The following is a 13801-nucleotide window of genomic DNA, read 5'->3' on the forward strand; positions in this document are numbered from 1 at the left end:
TAGAAAGACTGCTTATTTGGGTTGCATACGAATCGCCCCGTCTAAGCGGATCACCTCCCCATTCAACATCGTGTTCTCTACTATACTTAACACCAGTTGAGCAAACTCTGCTGGTTGACCCAAACGCTTTGGAAAAGGAGTTTGCTGCCCTAAAGCTTCCCGCGCTGATTCCGGGAGTTGTTCAAACATCGGTGTTTCAAACAGCCCTGGAGCAATGGCCATCACCCTTATCCCATACCTTGCCAACTCACGGGAAATCGGTAATGTCATAGAAGCGACAGCTCCTTTAGAGGCACTGTAGGCTGCTTGACCAATTTGCCCGTCAAACGCCGCAATGGAAGAAGTATTGATAATCACGCCACGTTCTCCCAAGGCGTTCGGTTCGTTCTGCTGCATCTTCTCCGAAATGAGCCTGATCATATTGAATGTGCCCATGACGTTCACGTCCATCACTTTTTTGAAGGATACAAAATCGTGGACTTGGTCTCGTCCGACCACTTTTTCCCCAATCACAACCCCTGCACAGTTCACCAGTGCATTGACGCGACCGAACACTTCATAAGCCCGGTCGAGCATAGAGCGAATATCTTGTTCAGAGGTTACGTCCGCTTCACAGAAAATCGCCTGCGATCCGATCTGTTCTGCAAGGGCCGTTCCCTTCTGTCTGTCACGATCAACCAGAACGACCTTTCCTCCCCGCTCACTAATAGATCTTGCGGTTGCTTCGCCTAACCCGGAGGCTCCGCCTGATACAACTGCTACCAGTTCATGAAGGTTCATCTGGAGTCCTCCAATCGCTCGACAATGGTCGCATTCGCCATGCCTAGACCTTCACACACTGCCAGTAAGCCATATCGCCCTTCTGTTCGTTCCAATTCATGAATCAAAGTCGTCATAAGCTTAGCCCCTGTTGCTCCCAATGGGTGCCCAAGAGCAATCGCTCCTCCATTCACGTTCAGCTTGGCATGATCCACACCTGTCTCTTTCATCCAGAATAGAGGTACAGGGGCGAAGGCTTCGTTCACCTCATATAAATCGATATCCTCCACTCCAAGTCCGGCTTTTTGCAAAGCGCTTTAAGTCGCTTGAAGTGGTCCCGTCAGCATAAGCGTTGGGTCGGAACCTACAACCGCCCTCGAAACAACCCTGAACCTCGGTTTAAGTCCAAGTGACTCCGCTTTCGTACGAGACATCAACAATACAGCAGCCGCGCCATCGCTCATTTGGCTGGCATTTCCTGCTGTTATCTTCCCGTTCTCTTTGAAGACTGTCTTCAGCTGAGATAGCCCCTCAAGCGAGGTTCCTGGACGGGGACCTTCGTCCTCTGTTACCGTCATTTCATCTCCGCTTTCATTCATAACTTTAACCGGCATCAACTCTCGGTCAAAGCGACCTTCTTTCATAGCTTTAAGAGCTCTTTGGTGGCTTTCCACCGCATACCCATCTAATTCTTCCTTGGATAAGTTCCACTTGTCTGCAATTCGCTCAGCCGATATGCCTTGATTGATGATTTCATACTGATCCGTTAGCTTCTTGCTATCTTCAGCACCTTGTCGATTCGAAAACATAGGCACTCGCGTCATGCTCTCGACCCCACCAGCAATGACGACGTCCATATCCCCACAGGCAATCGCCTGCGCACCGAAATGAATAGCTTGCTGACTGGAGCCACACTGCCGATCAAGGGTCACGCCAGGCACTTCTATCGGGAAGCCAGCAATCAATGCAGAAATACGTGCAAGATCACCAGCTTGTTCACCTGACTGAGTCACACACCCTGCAATCACATCTTCCACTTGTGTTGGGTCAAGAGCTGCTCGGTTCATCAGCTCCTTTAATACGAGGGCAAACAATTCATCCGGCCTCGTATTACTAAATTTACCTTTACGCTTCCCTACGGGGGTACGAACTGCTTCAACAATCACTACTTCTTCCATTCGACAACCTCCTTATGTAAGTCCCAATTTCTTTGCGATAATGGACTTCATAATTTCATTAGATCCTGCGTAAATAGCGGTGACAGGTGCATCTCTGAACCGTCTCGCCATTTCATATTCCTCCATGTAGCCGTACCCACCATGTAGCTGCATACATTCCAAGGCAACCTTCTTCACTAAATCAGTCGTCCACCACTTCGACATAGATACTTCCTTCACCACATCCTCTCCATCCATGTGGGCTTGTATCGTCCTGTCGAGAAATGCTCTACCAATCTCCACTTCTGTCGCCAGCTCCGCTAGTTTGAACTGCGTATTTTGAAAAGAAGCAATCGATTGTCCAAAAGCCTGCCTCTCTTTCACGTAGGGAATGGTCAATTCCAGCATGCGCTCACATGACGCAATAGCCCCTATCCCTACAATCAGCCGCTCCTGTTGCAACTGATTCATTAAATAGTAGAACCCTTCTCCTTCCTTACCAAGTAAGTTTTCCACCGGCACCTTGGCATCTTCAAAGATGAGCTCTGCTGTATCTTGGCTATGCAGCCCGACTTTATCTAGCTTATTTCCTCGCGAAAATCCAGTCGTGCCTTTTTCCACGACTAACAGACTGATTCCTTTGTGTGCGGGCTTCGCATTTGGGTCTGTTTTACAGACGACAACTACAGCATCCGCGTGAACTCCGTTCGTGATAAACGTTTTTTCTCCATTCACCACGTAGTAGTCACCCTCTTTGTAAGCGGTCGTCTTAATCGAGGCTAAATCTGATCCGGCACCTGGTTCTGTCATGGCAATCGCCGTAATCCATTCGCCTGTCGTACACTTCGGCAGCCAACGATTCTTTTGTTCTTCCGTCCCATATTCATGAATATAAGGGACCACAATATCGTTGTGCAGACCGATCCCGATGGTACCTGTACCAACTTTCTCAAGTTCTTCATCAATGACAACAGAGTAACCGAAGTCCGCTCCAAACCCACCGTACCCTTCACCTAGCCACGGACAGAGATAACCTTGTGTCCCCATCTTCCTCCAGAAAGAACGAGGAATCTCCCCGTTCTTCTCCCACTCTTTGAAGTAAGGGACCGCTTCCTTCTGCAGAAACTTCTTCAAAGACTTACGCAGAATCTCGTGTTCTTCTGTTATGTACGATGCTTTCATAACGCCCTCCTCCTGATGAAAATATCTAAATCTATGTATAGTATTCTTTGCTTGATAGGCGGATTCCTCCACCGAAAGGAAAACGCTTACAAAAATATATAAAAAAAGGAGGCAGGGTTCCCCCTGACTCCTGGCTATTATCCTTCCAGCACTTTATGAATGACTTGTGCAACTCCGTCTTCTTTGTTGGATCCCGTCACGTAATCTGCTTGTTCTTTGACGACATCCTGAGCATTGCCCATTGCCACGCCAAAGCCAGCTTCACGGATCATAGCCAAGTCGTTCATGCTGTCACCTACTGCCATGATCTCATCCATGGATAGGTCCAACAACTTTGTCACCTTCTTTAAGGCTGCTGCTTTATTGACACCAACTGGATTAATCTCAATATTGGTAGGACTAGAGTTTGTTACTTCTAGATGTTCGTTTGCATTCAACTCTTGCAAAATGACTTCGCGAACGTCATCGTCTTGAATATCGAAGCCGAACTTCAACCAATCATAATCTTCTACTTCATTATCGAAAGGTTCGACCTCGTTAAACAGCCCTTGAACGGTGGACGACCAGAAGTACAGTCCATGTTCTTTCTTAAGCTCCCACAACCTTCTGACGTGCTTACGATCTAAACGATTACGCTCAACCAGATTGAAATCGTGATCGTAGATCTCCCCGCCGTTGATCGTGACGATATAAGAAGAGCTTCCTAAGGATTCAGCGATATCACGGCAACGAGACAAGGATCGTCCCGTACTTAGCACGACGTGAATGCCTGCTTCTTTCGCTTTTTTCACTGCTTGTTCGTTTGCTTCTGAAACTTCGCCCTCATGACTTACAAGTGTACCGTCTAAGTCGAGTGCGATTAATTTGATATCTTTTTCCATCTATATACACGTCCTCTCTTGTACCTCTCTATTTTAATACAAGAAGAGGTAAGATCAAAAACGATAGACTATTCAGATTGGTGCTCCTTTTTCAATTCCTCTACTAATCCTGGATTTTGTAATAGTTCTAGCGCCGTTTGTGCTAATGCCGTTCCGCCATTTAGCAAAGCTTGATCCGCTTCTTCAGAACGAGCAGCCTCTCGAAAAGCATCCGTGTGTGCAACGAGCGACTCCGGACCAATCTTGATATAGGGGTGGATGGTAGGAACGACCTGACTGATGTTCCCTGCGTCGGTCGACCCTAATCCTTTTCGTTCGGAAAGATACGTTTCTCCGAGAGCCTCGATCTTTTGTTTGAAAATCTTATCGAAGCTTGGAGTGACTTTGAAATTGTCGACTCCATTTTGAATTCGAGTCATTTTCCAGTCGGCACCCGTCATTAAACTGGCACCTTCGGCAATTTGTTGGATCCTCTTTGTCCATTTGTCACACGATTCACGCGTTGCTGCACGAATAAAAAAACGAGCTCTTGCGTAGTCCGGTACGATATTAGGTGCTTGACCACCGTCTAGGATTACTCCATGAATTCGAACGTCATCCGTTACATGCTCCCTAAGGGCATTCACTCCATTATACAAGTGTAGAATCCCGTCTAACGCATTGATCCCGTCTTCCGGATTACTCGCTGCGTGCGCCGCCTTTCCGAAGAATTCGAAATCTACCGGATCAACAGCAAGAGTCGGTGCTGAACCTGTCGTATGACTAAGAGGGTGAACCATCATACATGCGTCGAGATCTTGAACCAATCCATGTCTAACGAAGGTTCCTTTGGCACTACCATTCGGTCCACCTTCTTCTGCAGGAGTACCTAGCACAACGATTTCTCCACCGGTTTCCTCCACTACCTCACCAAGGGCGATCGCTGCCGCAACAGAAGCTGTACCGATGATATTATGGCCACATGCATGTCCAAGACCAGGCAGTGCATCATATTCCGCTATTAAACCGATTTTCGGTCCATTCGAAGTGCCTTTCTTAACCGCTCTAAAAGCAGTCGGGTGTTCTGGAATCTTTCGATCAATAGAGAAGCCTGCTGTATCCAAAAGGCTGCATAAGGTGTCTTGGGCAACGTACTCCTCATTGCCGACTTCCGGATGGTCATGAATATAGTGGCTTGTTTCAATATACGTTTGTCTGTTCTGTTCGATAGATTGTAGTATTGTTTCGTGAATAGAACCTTCCACAATGGAGCTCATTTTATCTCTCCTTTTACCAACCAATATTCTCAAGAGGTACGAATGTAGGAATCAACGAGTTGTTGTAGACTTCTTTAATATGGTTCGCTACATCTTCTTGTTGATATAGATCTACGATGGTCTGATACACTTCTTTATCTGTTTCGTCTGCTCTCGATGCAATAATATTGATATAAGGTTCTGCTGTGTCGTCTTCAATGAAGACCGCATCCTCAACTGGAACGAATCCCGCCTCAACGGCTACTCCATTATTGATAATTGAAGCTGCAACGTCTGGCAGTACTCGAGGTGTTTGTGCAGCAACGATGGGTTCAAACGTTAGATTTTTCGGGTTATCTTGAACTTTATCAATCGAACCGTTGCCATCAAAGTTTTCGGGTAGACCGATGAGACCAGCTTTCTCTAAGAGAAGCAATGCTCTTCCCATATTCGTCGCTTCTTTTGGAATTGCGATCGTACTGCCTTCTGGAATCTGCTCTACATCTTCAAATTTGTCAGAGTAAATCCCCATTGGTGCGATAAGTGTCGTTCCTACTGGTGCAAGATCAAGATCGTGCTCTTCAATAAATGCATCGAAATAGGAAACGGTCTGAAAGGCGTTCAAGTCGATGTCGCCGTCCGCAAGAGCCATATTTGGTCGTACATAATCTGCAAATTCAACCAGCTCAATGTCAATATTTTCTTCCGAAGCTTTCTCTTTGACCTTTTCCCAGATCGGAACCCCAGAACCGTTCAAACCGACTTTGATCGTTTTCGCTTCTTCTGCATCTCCTGTCTGAGAGCACCCTGTAATTAGCGCAACTGTAAGTAAAACAATAATTCCAATCCACAATTTTTTCATAAAAAATACCCCCTATTGTCTTTTTGCTTTTTTAGATAATAGATTACCAACCATTTGGGTTGCTTGAACGATGAATACAAGCAACAAAACGGTCACAACCATAATGTCTGTTTCGAACCTCTGATATCCATAGGAAATCGCTAAATCACCCAGTCCGCCACCTCCGACAAAGCCTGCCATGGCAGATGCCCCGACAAGTCCTATTGTGGCAATAGTTAGATTGAGAACAATAGAACTTAGTGCTTCTGGTATGTACACGCGCCAAATGATCTGCCAAGGCGTAGCTCCCATCGCTTCTGCCGCTTCAATTACACCCGTTTTCACCTCAAGTAAACTACTCTCCACGAGTCTTGCAATATAAGGCGCAGAAAAGATGATAAGCGGGACAGAAGCTGCTGCTGTTCCAATCGAAGTGCCTACAATCAACCTAGTGAGCGGCAAGATAGCAACGAGCAAGATAATAAACGGAATGGACCGGAAAAAGTTGACGACAGCACTTAAGCCGTTGAATATCGAATTGTTTTCTAATAGTCCCCCCTGCTTTGTCACTACTAACGCTATACCAAGGGGAAGTCCGATCAACGTGGCTACCAATAGAGATATGCCGACCATCAACAGTGTTTGATAAGTAGCTTCTAAAATTCGCGGCCAAAAATCGATAAGGTTAACCTGCATGACTATACACCTCCTGGACAGTTACAGCTGATTGGATATGGTCTATCGCTTTCACTATTTCCTTATCTTCTCCTTGGATTTCTACAACTAAGTGTCCAAAAGGAATTCCCTGTAGTTCTGTGATCTGTCCAAACAGAACATTCACATCAACATCAAACCGCTTCGATACTTGCGATAAAATCGGTTCCCCCGCCGTCTCATTTACGAATGTAACGCGATAAATATGTCGACCTGCCCCGCGCTTCTCTATCCCTCTTAGAATGGAAGCTGGAATATCACTTTCGATGACGCTTCGAATAAAGTTTTGAGTCGTCTGATGCTGCGGGTTAGAGAACAACTCGAATATAGTACCTTGTTCAATAACTGCCCCTTTCTCCATTACCGCCACCTTGTCGCATACTTCTTTGATTACATTCATCTCGTGGGTAATCATTAAGATGGTTAGGTTGTATTCATCCCTCACTCTCTTCAACAATTGCAAGATAGATTTAGTCGTTTCAGGATCAAGCGCCGAAGTTGCTTCATCACAAAGAAGAATATCAGGTGATGTGGCAAGCGCCCTTGCGATCCCCACTCTTTGTTTTTGCCCTCCTGATAACTCCTCTGGATATTGATCCGCTTTGTCTTCCAGTCCCACGAACTCCAAGATTTCGGTCACTCGCTTTTGAATTACCCTTTTAGGTGTTCCAACGAGCGCTAACGGGAATCCTACGTTATGGCGAACGGTCTTGGATTCTAGTAAGTTAAAATGTTGAAAAATCATTCCTATACGCTTTCGAACCCTTCGCACCTCAGGTTTAGATAGCTTAGTCAAGTCCTCTCCTTCCACCAAAATATTTCCCTCCGTAGGTTTCTCAAGCTGATTCACCATCCTTACTAAGGTACTTTTACCAGCTCCACTGAAACCGATGACGCCAAAGATCTCGCCTTTATCCACTTTCAGAGTTACATGATCTACGGCTCTTAATTCATTACCGTTATGGTCATAAACTTTTGACACGTCACGAAACTCGATCATCGTCTCCCCCCCTTTTGATATAAAAAGAAGCCCCTCTTCCACTTGATGTAGAAGAGGGGCTTCACAGTAATATACGAAACCGTCCCTTCTCATCTTTCAAGCGCTAGTTGCACTTGCTGGATTTGGCACAGTTTCCGATGTAATTATCAGTCCCGCTGCCGAGGTATCGTAGGGCCAGTCCCTCCACCTCTCTGGATAAGAAGAAAGAATATTCTTTTTTGAAATGTTGAAGCTAATCATAGTACACATCAATTTCTTTGTCAATTTAAATCGTTAAATTTTCTTAATTTTTAGTACGATTAGGGAAAGATATGATTTACTATATACCAAGCCGGGTATGATACTATCGAAACCATTTGTAGGAGGAGATCGAACATGTTTCACTATACAGTCGAAACAGACAAGGGCTTAGAAGAAGCCGTGCAGAGCTTAGAAGCCAGTCTGAAGGAAGAGCAATTCGGGGTTCTATGGAACTTTGATTTGAAAGGGAAACTCAACGAAAAAGGTCTAGATTTCGATCAAGACTTTCGTATTCTTGAAGTTTGTAATCCGAAAGAAGCACAGCGTGTCTTATCCCAAAATATTTTAGCAGGTTATTTCCTACCGTGTAAGATGGTTGTATATGATGATAAAGGCACCACGAAAATAGGCATGCCAAAACCGAGCGCTTTGATTGAAATGGTTGAGGATGAAGACATCCACGCTATTGCTGAAGATATTGAGAAACGGTTAATGGAATGCATGGACAAGAGCGTGTAGAGTCAGGCTTATGCCTGACTCTTTTAATGTTTTATAGGAGGTATGTTTGGTGAGAGTTCTCCTTTTAGGTTTACAGTCATTTCCCCTTCATTTGTAATAGCTGCATAAAAAACTTTTTGGCATTCAAGTACTCCTAGAGCTCTAAGTGCTTCATCCAGCCATTCTTTCGATTTTCCGAGCTCATGAAGAGCCTTATTTTCTACTTTCCCATCAAGAATCAGCGGGATTTCATAACCCCCACCCCTATGTACAATCCCTTGATCAGAACGAGTTACAGCTTCTTGTTCTGCACTCTTTTTCACTGACAACATCCCATTTGCTTCAATGACGGCAAGCTCTACATTCTCAACTAAAAATACATCCTTTTCTCTCAACATGCCTAAGATGTTATCAATAGAATAATCGATGCTTGCGATGTTCTTTTCGATTAGTTTCCCTTTGTAAATTACCACCGTGGGTTCAAAAGTCAGCCACTTCCCTACCTTTCGGTTATTTAATTTAGCCCAGACGATGACCTTTTGTAAGATTGCTATCACGAGCATAGCCACAATAGTATGGATATGTTGTATGTCAGGATCCGCAATATCAGCTCCCACCACAGAGCCCAGTACTAGTAAGACGAGCAAATCGAATACAGGAAGTTCTCCTACCGAACGTTTGCCCATGTACAGAGTAAGAGCTAACAATAACGGTAAAATTGTAATTATTCTACCTATTACTTTAATGGAATCTTCTATAACCTCCACTCTACACACCACCTTTTCTCTAGTTCTTTCCTTATATGCGCGCATCTATTACAAAAGCCCGAATCGTAGCTTTTCTTAGCATCTAAAAAAAGTTGTTTTAAAGTGTTGACATTATACCTAAGGGGGTATATCATAAGAAACGTGCTGTTCGAGACGGACAGAAAAATTCACTCCACAAAAGGAGGTTCAAACGATGGAATATAATGACGCGATGAAAAATCGCATTAAACGAATTGAAGGACAACTTCGCGGGGTTCTAAAAATGATGGAAGAGGGAAAAGACTGCAAAGACGTCATCACTCAACTATCTGCATCTAGAAGCGCGATTGATCGTACCGTCGGTCTTGTCGTGAGCTCCAACCTTGTGGAGTGCATTCAGGATGCTGAGGAAGACCAAAGCGCTGAAGAGTCCATTAACGAGGCAGTTCAATTACTTGTCAAAAGCAGATAAAAAATTTTACGTTTATAAATACCCTAACGTGTATATGTACTATATAAGGAGGAAATAGCATGTCTGAAACAAAGAAAACGAATATCATTCTGTTCAGTGGGGATTATGATAAAGCAATGGCTGCTTATATTATCGCCAACGGAGCAGCTGCGTACGATCACGAGGTTACAATCTTCCACACATTTTGGGGATTGAACGCTCTACGCAAGGATGAACCGATTAAAGCCGACAAAAACTTCCTAGAGAAGATGTTCGGAAAGATGATGCCTCGCGGTGCCGACAAAATGGGCATTTCTAAAATGAACTATGCTGGTTTCGGTCCGAAAATGATTAAAAACGTTATGAAAAAACACAATGCAATGCCACTTCCTGATTTAATCGAAATGGCTCAGGAACAAGATGTAAATCTAGTTGCCTGCACCATGACTATGGATTTACTCGGCTTGCAAAAAGCAGAACTTCTTGATGAAATCGAATATGCTGGCGTAGCCGCTTACCTAGGCGATGCCGAAGACGGAAACGTAAACCTATTTATCTAAGGAGGAAATGAACAATGAATACAATTCAACCAAAAGAAGTAGAACAGAAGCTAAACCAAGGGGAAAATCTGAACATCATTGATGTGCGTGAAGATGAAGAAGTAGCAGAAGGAATGATTCCTGGAGCTCAGCACATTAAACTTGGAACAATTGAAGAACGTGCTAGTGAACTGGATTCATCTAAATCTTATATTATGGTTTGCCGTTCTGGCGGACGTAGCGGAAAGGCATATCAAATCCTTGAACAAAAAGGCTTCGATGTGACAAACATGGAAGGCGGCATGATGAGCTGGGAAGGTCCAACTAAGTAATCGTATCACCAAATTAATACCCACACGGGTTGTAGGAGGATGACAAATGGACATTAAAACTGATTTTTCTCTAGATGCGAAGGGCCTTGCGTGCCCGATGCCTATTGTAAAGACAAAGAAGACAATGAAAGATATTGAAGCAGGTCAAGTGCTTGAAGTTCTTGCAACAGATCAAGGTTCCAAAGCGGACCTTGCCGCTTGGGCTAAGAGTGCTGGTCACCAATTCCTTGGAACTATCGAAGAAGGAGAAGTGCTGAAGCATTACGTCCGTAAATCCGGCGATGAAGACGCGCAAGAGAAAAAGCACCCGAACGTTGTGAGTAACGACGATTTAAATAAAGCATTAGACAGTGAAGACACACTCGTTGTAGACGTACGTGAGTCTGCTGAGTATGCATTCGAACACATCCCTGGTGCTACATCTATTCCACTAGGCGAACTAGATGAGCGCGCAGGAGAGTTAGATGAAAACAAAGAGCTCTACGTAGTTTGCCGCACAGGAAACCGTAGTGATATGGCTGCTCAGAAGCTTTCAGAGAAAGGCTTCACAAAAGTATATAACGTGGTGCCTGGCATGAGCGAATGGGCTTTTGATAAGACTTCTAATCAATAAATTTTTTTCGAAACAAAGATACCTTAGGGGGTAACAGAGAATGGCTATTAAAGAAATGACGGTCAAAGAAGTAGCTAAAAAAGTATTGAATAAAGAAAACATGTTCATTCTTGATGTGCGTACGGAAGATGCATTCCAAGACTGGAAAATTGAAAGCGACAGCTTCGACTATATGAACGTACCTTATTTCGATCTACTTGATGGTGTAGAAGAAATCATGGATGATCTACCAAAGGATAAAGACGTACTTGTCGTTTGCGCCAAAGGTGGTTCCTCCCAAATGGTAGGCGAAATGCTTGTAGATGAAGGCTTTACTAACGTCTATTCTCTAGAAGGCGGCATGAAAGCATGGAGTGAACACCTTGAGCCAATCAAAGTAAACGATTTGAAGGACGGCGGTGAACTCTACCAGTTCGTACGTATCGGTAAAGGCTGCCTATCCTACATGGTCGTTTCAAACGGCGAAGCAGCTGTAATCGACGCAACACGTATGACAGATGTATATGTCAACTTTGCAAAAGAACTAGGTGTTGAAATCAAGCACATCTTTGACACTCACCTTCATGCTGACCACATTTCCGGTGGACGCACGCTCGCTGAGCAAACAGGTGGCACGTACTGGCTACCACCAAAAGACGCGACTGAAGTAACATTCGATTATGCAAAACTAGAAGATGGAGAGCACGTTACAATCGGTAGCACACAAATCGATATCAACGCAATCTATTCTCCAGGTCACACAATCGGATCCACTTCCTTTGTTGTAGATAACCAATACTTGATGACAGGGGATATCCTATTCATCGATTCTATCGGTCGTCCGGACCTTGCTGGTAAAGCGGAAGACTGGGTAATGGATCTACGCGAAACACTCTATACTCGTTACCAAGAGCTTTCTGACGAACTCATCGTGCTTCCCGCTCACTTCATGATCATGGATGAGCTGAACGAGGACGGAACTGTTGCAGAGAAACTGGGCGTTCTTTTCGAGAAGAACCACGGTTTGAACATTGACGACCAAGACGAATTTAGAAAAATGGTGACAGAGAACTTGCCACCACAACCAAATGCGTACCAAGAGATCCGCGAAACAAACATGGGTAAAATTAACCCAGAAGATGAAAAACAGCGCGAAATGGAAATTGGACCAAACCGCTGTGCCGTACGCTAAGTAGCAGCTTAGAAATCGCTCGAATGTAAGAAGAATACAACAACAAACATTTTGGAGGTATTTACAATGAACGTAGCAAAAGTACTAGACGCAAAAGGATTAGCTTGCCCAATGCCTATCGTAAGAACTAAAAAAGCCATGAAAGAAGTAGAATCTGGTGAAGTACTTGAAGTACACGCAACAGATGCAGGCGCTAAAAGCGATTTGACTGCATGGGTGAAATCAGGCGGCCACGAACTGCTTGAAGACCAAGAGGACAACGGTGTATATAAATTCTGGATCAAAAAAGGCTAAATAATGAATGGAGGCGCGTAAGGAATGATTCCTATCTGCAACACGCCTCCACTATCAACTAAAGGGAACCTTGCAACGGTTCCCTTTTTTCAAGGAGGTTTACCATTATGGAGTTTGGATTAATCATTACAATTTTTCTTATAGGTTTTGCAGGTTCTTATATTTCCGGAATGCTTGGTATTGGAGGTTCAATAATCAAGTATCCGATGCTTTTATATATACCCCCCATGGTAGGTTTCACAGCTTTTACAGCGCACGAAGTATCCGGCATTAGTGCAGTACAGGTCTTCTTCGCCACAATTGGTGGCGTATGGGCTTATCGTAAAGGCGGATATCTCAATAAATCGCTGATCATGTATATGGGTGTGAGCATTTTAATTGGTAGTTTCATCGGTGGATATGGTTCTCGCTTCATGAGTGAAAACGGCATTAACCTTGTGTACGGCATACTTGCTCTCATCGCAACGGTTATGATGTTCATTCCGAGAAAAGGCTTGGATGATCAGGATCTCGAAAGTGTAACCTTTAACAAAGGGTTAGCCGCTGTACTAGCACTGATTGTAGGGATCGGGGCAGGTATCGTCGGAGCAGCAGGTGCCTTCCTACTTGTACCGATCATGCTTGTTGTACTGAAAATCCCTACACGCATGACGATCGCTTCCTCCCTTGCGATTACATTGATTTCATCAATCGGAGCGACCGTCGGTAAAATCACAACTGGACAAGTGGATTACTTGCCTGCAGCAATCATGGTCGTTGCAAGTCTCATTGCCTCTCCACTTGGAGCCATGGCAGGTAAGAAAGTGAATACGAAAGTGCTACAAACAATTCTTGCACTACTTATTCTCGGTACGACCATCAAGGTTTGGATGGACGTATTGTAAGTGTGAACAAGCTGCTTCTGTAATGGAAGCAGCTTGTTTTATTATGCAAGATGAAGATTGGACTTTACGATGTCTTATATTAACATCTTTCCTCAAAGCGGCGTATTGGAATGAGTATATCGACGTTTTGCCATAAGGTTTCTTATATTTGGTCGCCATTAGAACCGATATACGACAGTTACTGCCCCTTGAACAAGAGAAACGTCGATCAACTACTTGATATTCGACCTCCTCCACCAACACTTCCTCTAATATGGCTAATAG

The 13801-nt window shown here is 44.3% G+C and carries 16 protein-coding genes, 1 pseudogene and 1 riboswitch; of the genes and pseudogenes, 8 read left to right on the forward strand and 9 right to left on the reverse strand.

The window, feature by feature from the left end:
• Positions 1 to 12 precede the first annotated feature (12 nt).
• The 8 genes and pseudogenes from E4663_RS11780 to E4663_RS11815 all read right to left on the reverse strand — a co-directional run bounded on the left by E4663_RS11780 (position 13) and on the right by E4663_RS11815 (position 7769).
• Entirely contained in the window at positions 13 to 780 is a 768-nt protein-coding gene (locus E4663_RS11780; RefSeq protein WP_079477708.1) for a 3-hydroxyacyl-CoA dehydrogenase, read from the reverse strand.
• Positions 777 to 1937, reverse strand: a pseudogene (locus E4663_RS11785) (thiolase family protein). Before E4663_RS11785 ends, E4663_RS11780 begins: the two are co-directional and overlap by 4 nt.
• 12 nt (positions 1938 to 1949) lie before the next feature.
• Positions 1950 to 3098: an acyl-CoA dehydrogenase family protein gene (locus E4663_RS11790; protein ID WP_135327762.1), complete on the reverse strand. Its 1149-nt coding sequence runs from the start codon at positions 3096 to 3098 to the stop codon at positions 1950 to 1952.
• Positions 3099 to 3235: 137 nt separating this feature from the next.
• Entirely contained in the window at positions 3236 to 3979 is a 744-nt protein-coding gene (locus E4663_RS11795; protein WP_135327763.1) for a Cof-type HAD-IIB family hydrolase, read from the reverse strand.
• Between the two features lie 68 nt (positions 3980 to 4047).
• Positions 4048 to 5235: a M20 family metallopeptidase gene (locus E4663_RS11800; protein WP_135327764.1), complete on the reverse strand. Its 1188-nt coding sequence runs from the start codon at positions 5233 to 5235 to the stop codon at positions 4048 to 4050.
• 13 nt (positions 5236 to 5248) lie between these two features.
• Entirely contained in the window at positions 5249 to 6076 is an 828-nt protein-coding gene (locus E4663_RS11805) for a MetQ/NlpA family ABC transporter substrate-binding protein (RefSeq protein WP_135327765.1), read from the reverse strand.
• A 12-nt stretch (positions 6077 to 6088) separates the two neighbouring features.
• Positions 6089 to 6751, reverse strand: a complete 663-nt coding sequence (locus tag E4663_RS11810) for a methionine ABC transporter permease (RefSeq protein ID WP_079477702.1) — start codon at positions 6749 to 6751, stop codon at positions 6089 to 6091.
• A complete protein-coding gene (locus E4663_RS11815; RefSeq protein ID WP_135327766.1) occupies positions 6741 to 7769 on the reverse strand; it encodes a methionine ABC transporter ATP-binding protein in 1029 nt (342 codons plus the stop codon). The genes E4663_RS11810 and E4663_RS11815 overlap by 11 nt, the downstream gene beginning before the upstream one ends.
• 86 nt (positions 7770 to 7855) lie before the next feature.
• Positions 7856 to 7971, reverse strand: a riboswitch (SAM riboswitch).
• Between the two features lie 173 nt (positions 7972 to 8144).
• Here E4663_RS11815 and E4663_RS11820 point away from each other — a divergent pair.
• Positions 8145 to 8528 carry a DUF302 domain-containing protein gene (locus tag E4663_RS11820; RefSeq protein ID WP_135327767.1) on the forward strand — a complete coding sequence of 128 codons (384 nt, stop codon included), beginning with the start codon at positions 8145 to 8147 and terminating at the stop codon, positions 8526 to 8528.
• Between the two features lie 23 nt (positions 8529 to 8551).
• On the opposite strand, the gene E4663_RS11825 is transcribed toward E4663_RS11820, so the two are convergent.
• Positions 8552 to 9274, reverse strand: coding sequence for a DUF421 domain-containing protein (locus tag E4663_RS11825; protein ID WP_241657186.1), 723 nt, complete (start codon positions 9272 to 9274; stop codon positions 8552 to 8554).
• Between the two features lie 193 nt (positions 9275 to 9467).
• Here E4663_RS11825 and E4663_RS11830 point away from each other — a divergent pair, with 193 nt between their 5' ends.
• The 7 genes from E4663_RS11830 to E4663_RS11860 all read left to right on the forward strand — a co-directional run bounded on the left by E4663_RS11830 (position 9468) and on the right by E4663_RS11860 (position 13537).
• Positions 9468 to 9725, forward strand: coding sequence for a metal-sensitive transcriptional regulator (locus tag E4663_RS11830; protein WP_135327768.1), 258 nt, complete (start codon positions 9468 to 9470; stop codon positions 9723 to 9725).
• A gap of 59 nt (positions 9726 to 9784) precedes the next feature.
• Positions 9785 to 10264, forward strand: a complete 480-nt coding sequence (locus E4663_RS11835; RefSeq protein WP_135327769.1) for a DsrE/DsrF/DrsH-like family protein — start codon at positions 9785 to 9787, stop codon at positions 10262 to 10264.
• Between the two features lie 14 nt (positions 10265 to 10278).
• Positions 10279 to 10575, forward strand: coding sequence for a rhodanese-like domain-containing protein (locus E4663_RS11840; protein WP_135327770.1), 297 nt, complete (start codon positions 10279 to 10281; stop codon positions 10573 to 10575).
• A gap of 46 nt (positions 10576 to 10621) precedes the next feature.
• Positions 10622 to 11188, forward strand: a complete 567-nt coding sequence (locus E4663_RS11845) for a sulfurtransferase TusA family protein (protein ID WP_079477696.1) — start codon at positions 10622 to 10624, stop codon at positions 11186 to 11188.
• A 40-nt stretch (positions 11189 to 11228) separates the two neighbouring features.
• Positions 11229 to 12359, forward strand: coding sequence for an MBL fold metallo-hydrolase (locus E4663_RS11850; RefSeq protein WP_135327771.1), 1131 nt, complete (start codon positions 11229 to 11231; stop codon positions 12357 to 12359).
• 66 nt (positions 12360 to 12425) lie between these two features.
• Positions 12426 to 12653, forward strand: coding sequence for a sulfurtransferase TusA family protein (locus E4663_RS11855; RefSeq protein WP_135327772.1), 228 nt, complete (start codon positions 12426 to 12428; stop codon positions 12651 to 12653).
• Positions 12654 to 12760: 107 nt separating this feature from the next.
• Positions 12761 to 13537, forward strand: a complete 777-nt coding sequence (locus tag E4663_RS11860) for a sulfite exporter TauE/SafE family protein (RefSeq protein ID WP_079477693.1) — start codon at positions 12761 to 12763, stop codon at positions 13535 to 13537.
• Positions 13538 to 13801: the final 264 nt, after the last annotated feature.

This window comes from Halobacillus salinus, from assembly GCF_004684905.1.
Classification (GTDB): domain Bacteria; phylum Bacillota; class Bacilli; order Bacillales; family Halobacillaceae; genus Halobacillus; species Halobacillus salinus.

Coding starts and splice junctions, on each gene's coding strand:
- E4663_RS11780 (WP_079477708.1), bottom strand. CDS start 780: ATGAACCTTCATGAACTGGTAGCAGTTGTATCAGGCGGAGCCTCCGGG.
- E4663_RS11790 (WP_135327762.1), bottom strand. CDS start 3,098: ATGAAAGCATCGTACATAACAGAAGAACACGAGATTCTGCGTAAGTCT.
- E4663_RS11795 (WP_135327763.1), bottom strand. CDS start 3,979: ATGGAAAAAGATATCAAATTAATCGCACTCGACTTAGACGGTACACTT.
- E4663_RS11800 (WP_135327764.1), bottom strand. CDS start 5,235: ATGAGCTCCATTGTGGAAGGTTCTATTCACGAAACAATACTACAATCT.
- E4663_RS11805 (WP_135327765.1), bottom strand. CDS start 6,076: ATGAAAAAATTGTGGATTGGAATTATTGTTTTACTTACAGTTGCGCTA.
- E4663_RS11810 (WP_079477702.1), bottom strand. CDS start 6,751: ATGCAGGTTAACCTTATCGATTTTTGGCCGCGAATTTTAGAAGCTACT.
- E4663_RS11815 (WP_135327766.1), bottom strand. CDS start 7,769: ATGATCGAGTTTCGTGACGTGTCAAAAGTTTATGACCATAACGGTAAT.
- E4663_RS11820 (WP_135327767.1), top strand. CDS start 8,145: ATGTTTCACTATACAGTCGAAACAGACAAGGGCTTAGAAGAAGCCGTG.
- E4663_RS11830 (WP_135327768.1), top strand. CDS start 9,468: ATGGAATATAATGACGCGATGAAAAATCGCATTAAACGAATTGAAGGA.
- E4663_RS11835 (WP_135327769.1), top strand. CDS start 9,785: ATGTCTGAAACAAAGAAAACGAATATCATTCTGTTCAGTGGGGATTAT.
- E4663_RS11840 (WP_135327770.1), top strand. CDS start 10,279: ATGAATACAATTCAACCAAAAGAAGTAGAACAGAAGCTAAACCAAGGG.
- E4663_RS11845 (WP_079477696.1), top strand. CDS start 10,622: ATGGACATTAAAACTGATTTTTCTCTAGATGCGAAGGGCCTTGCGTGC.
- E4663_RS11850 (WP_135327771.1), top strand. CDS start 11,229: ATGGCTATTAAAGAAATGACGGTCAAAGAAGTAGCTAAAAAAGTATTG.
- E4663_RS11855 (WP_135327772.1), top strand. CDS start 12,426: ATGAACGTAGCAAAAGTACTAGACGCAAAAGGATTAGCTTGCCCAATG.
- E4663_RS11860 (WP_079477693.1), top strand. CDS start 12,761: ATGGAGTTTGGATTAATCATTACAATTTTTCTTATAGGTTTTGCAGGT.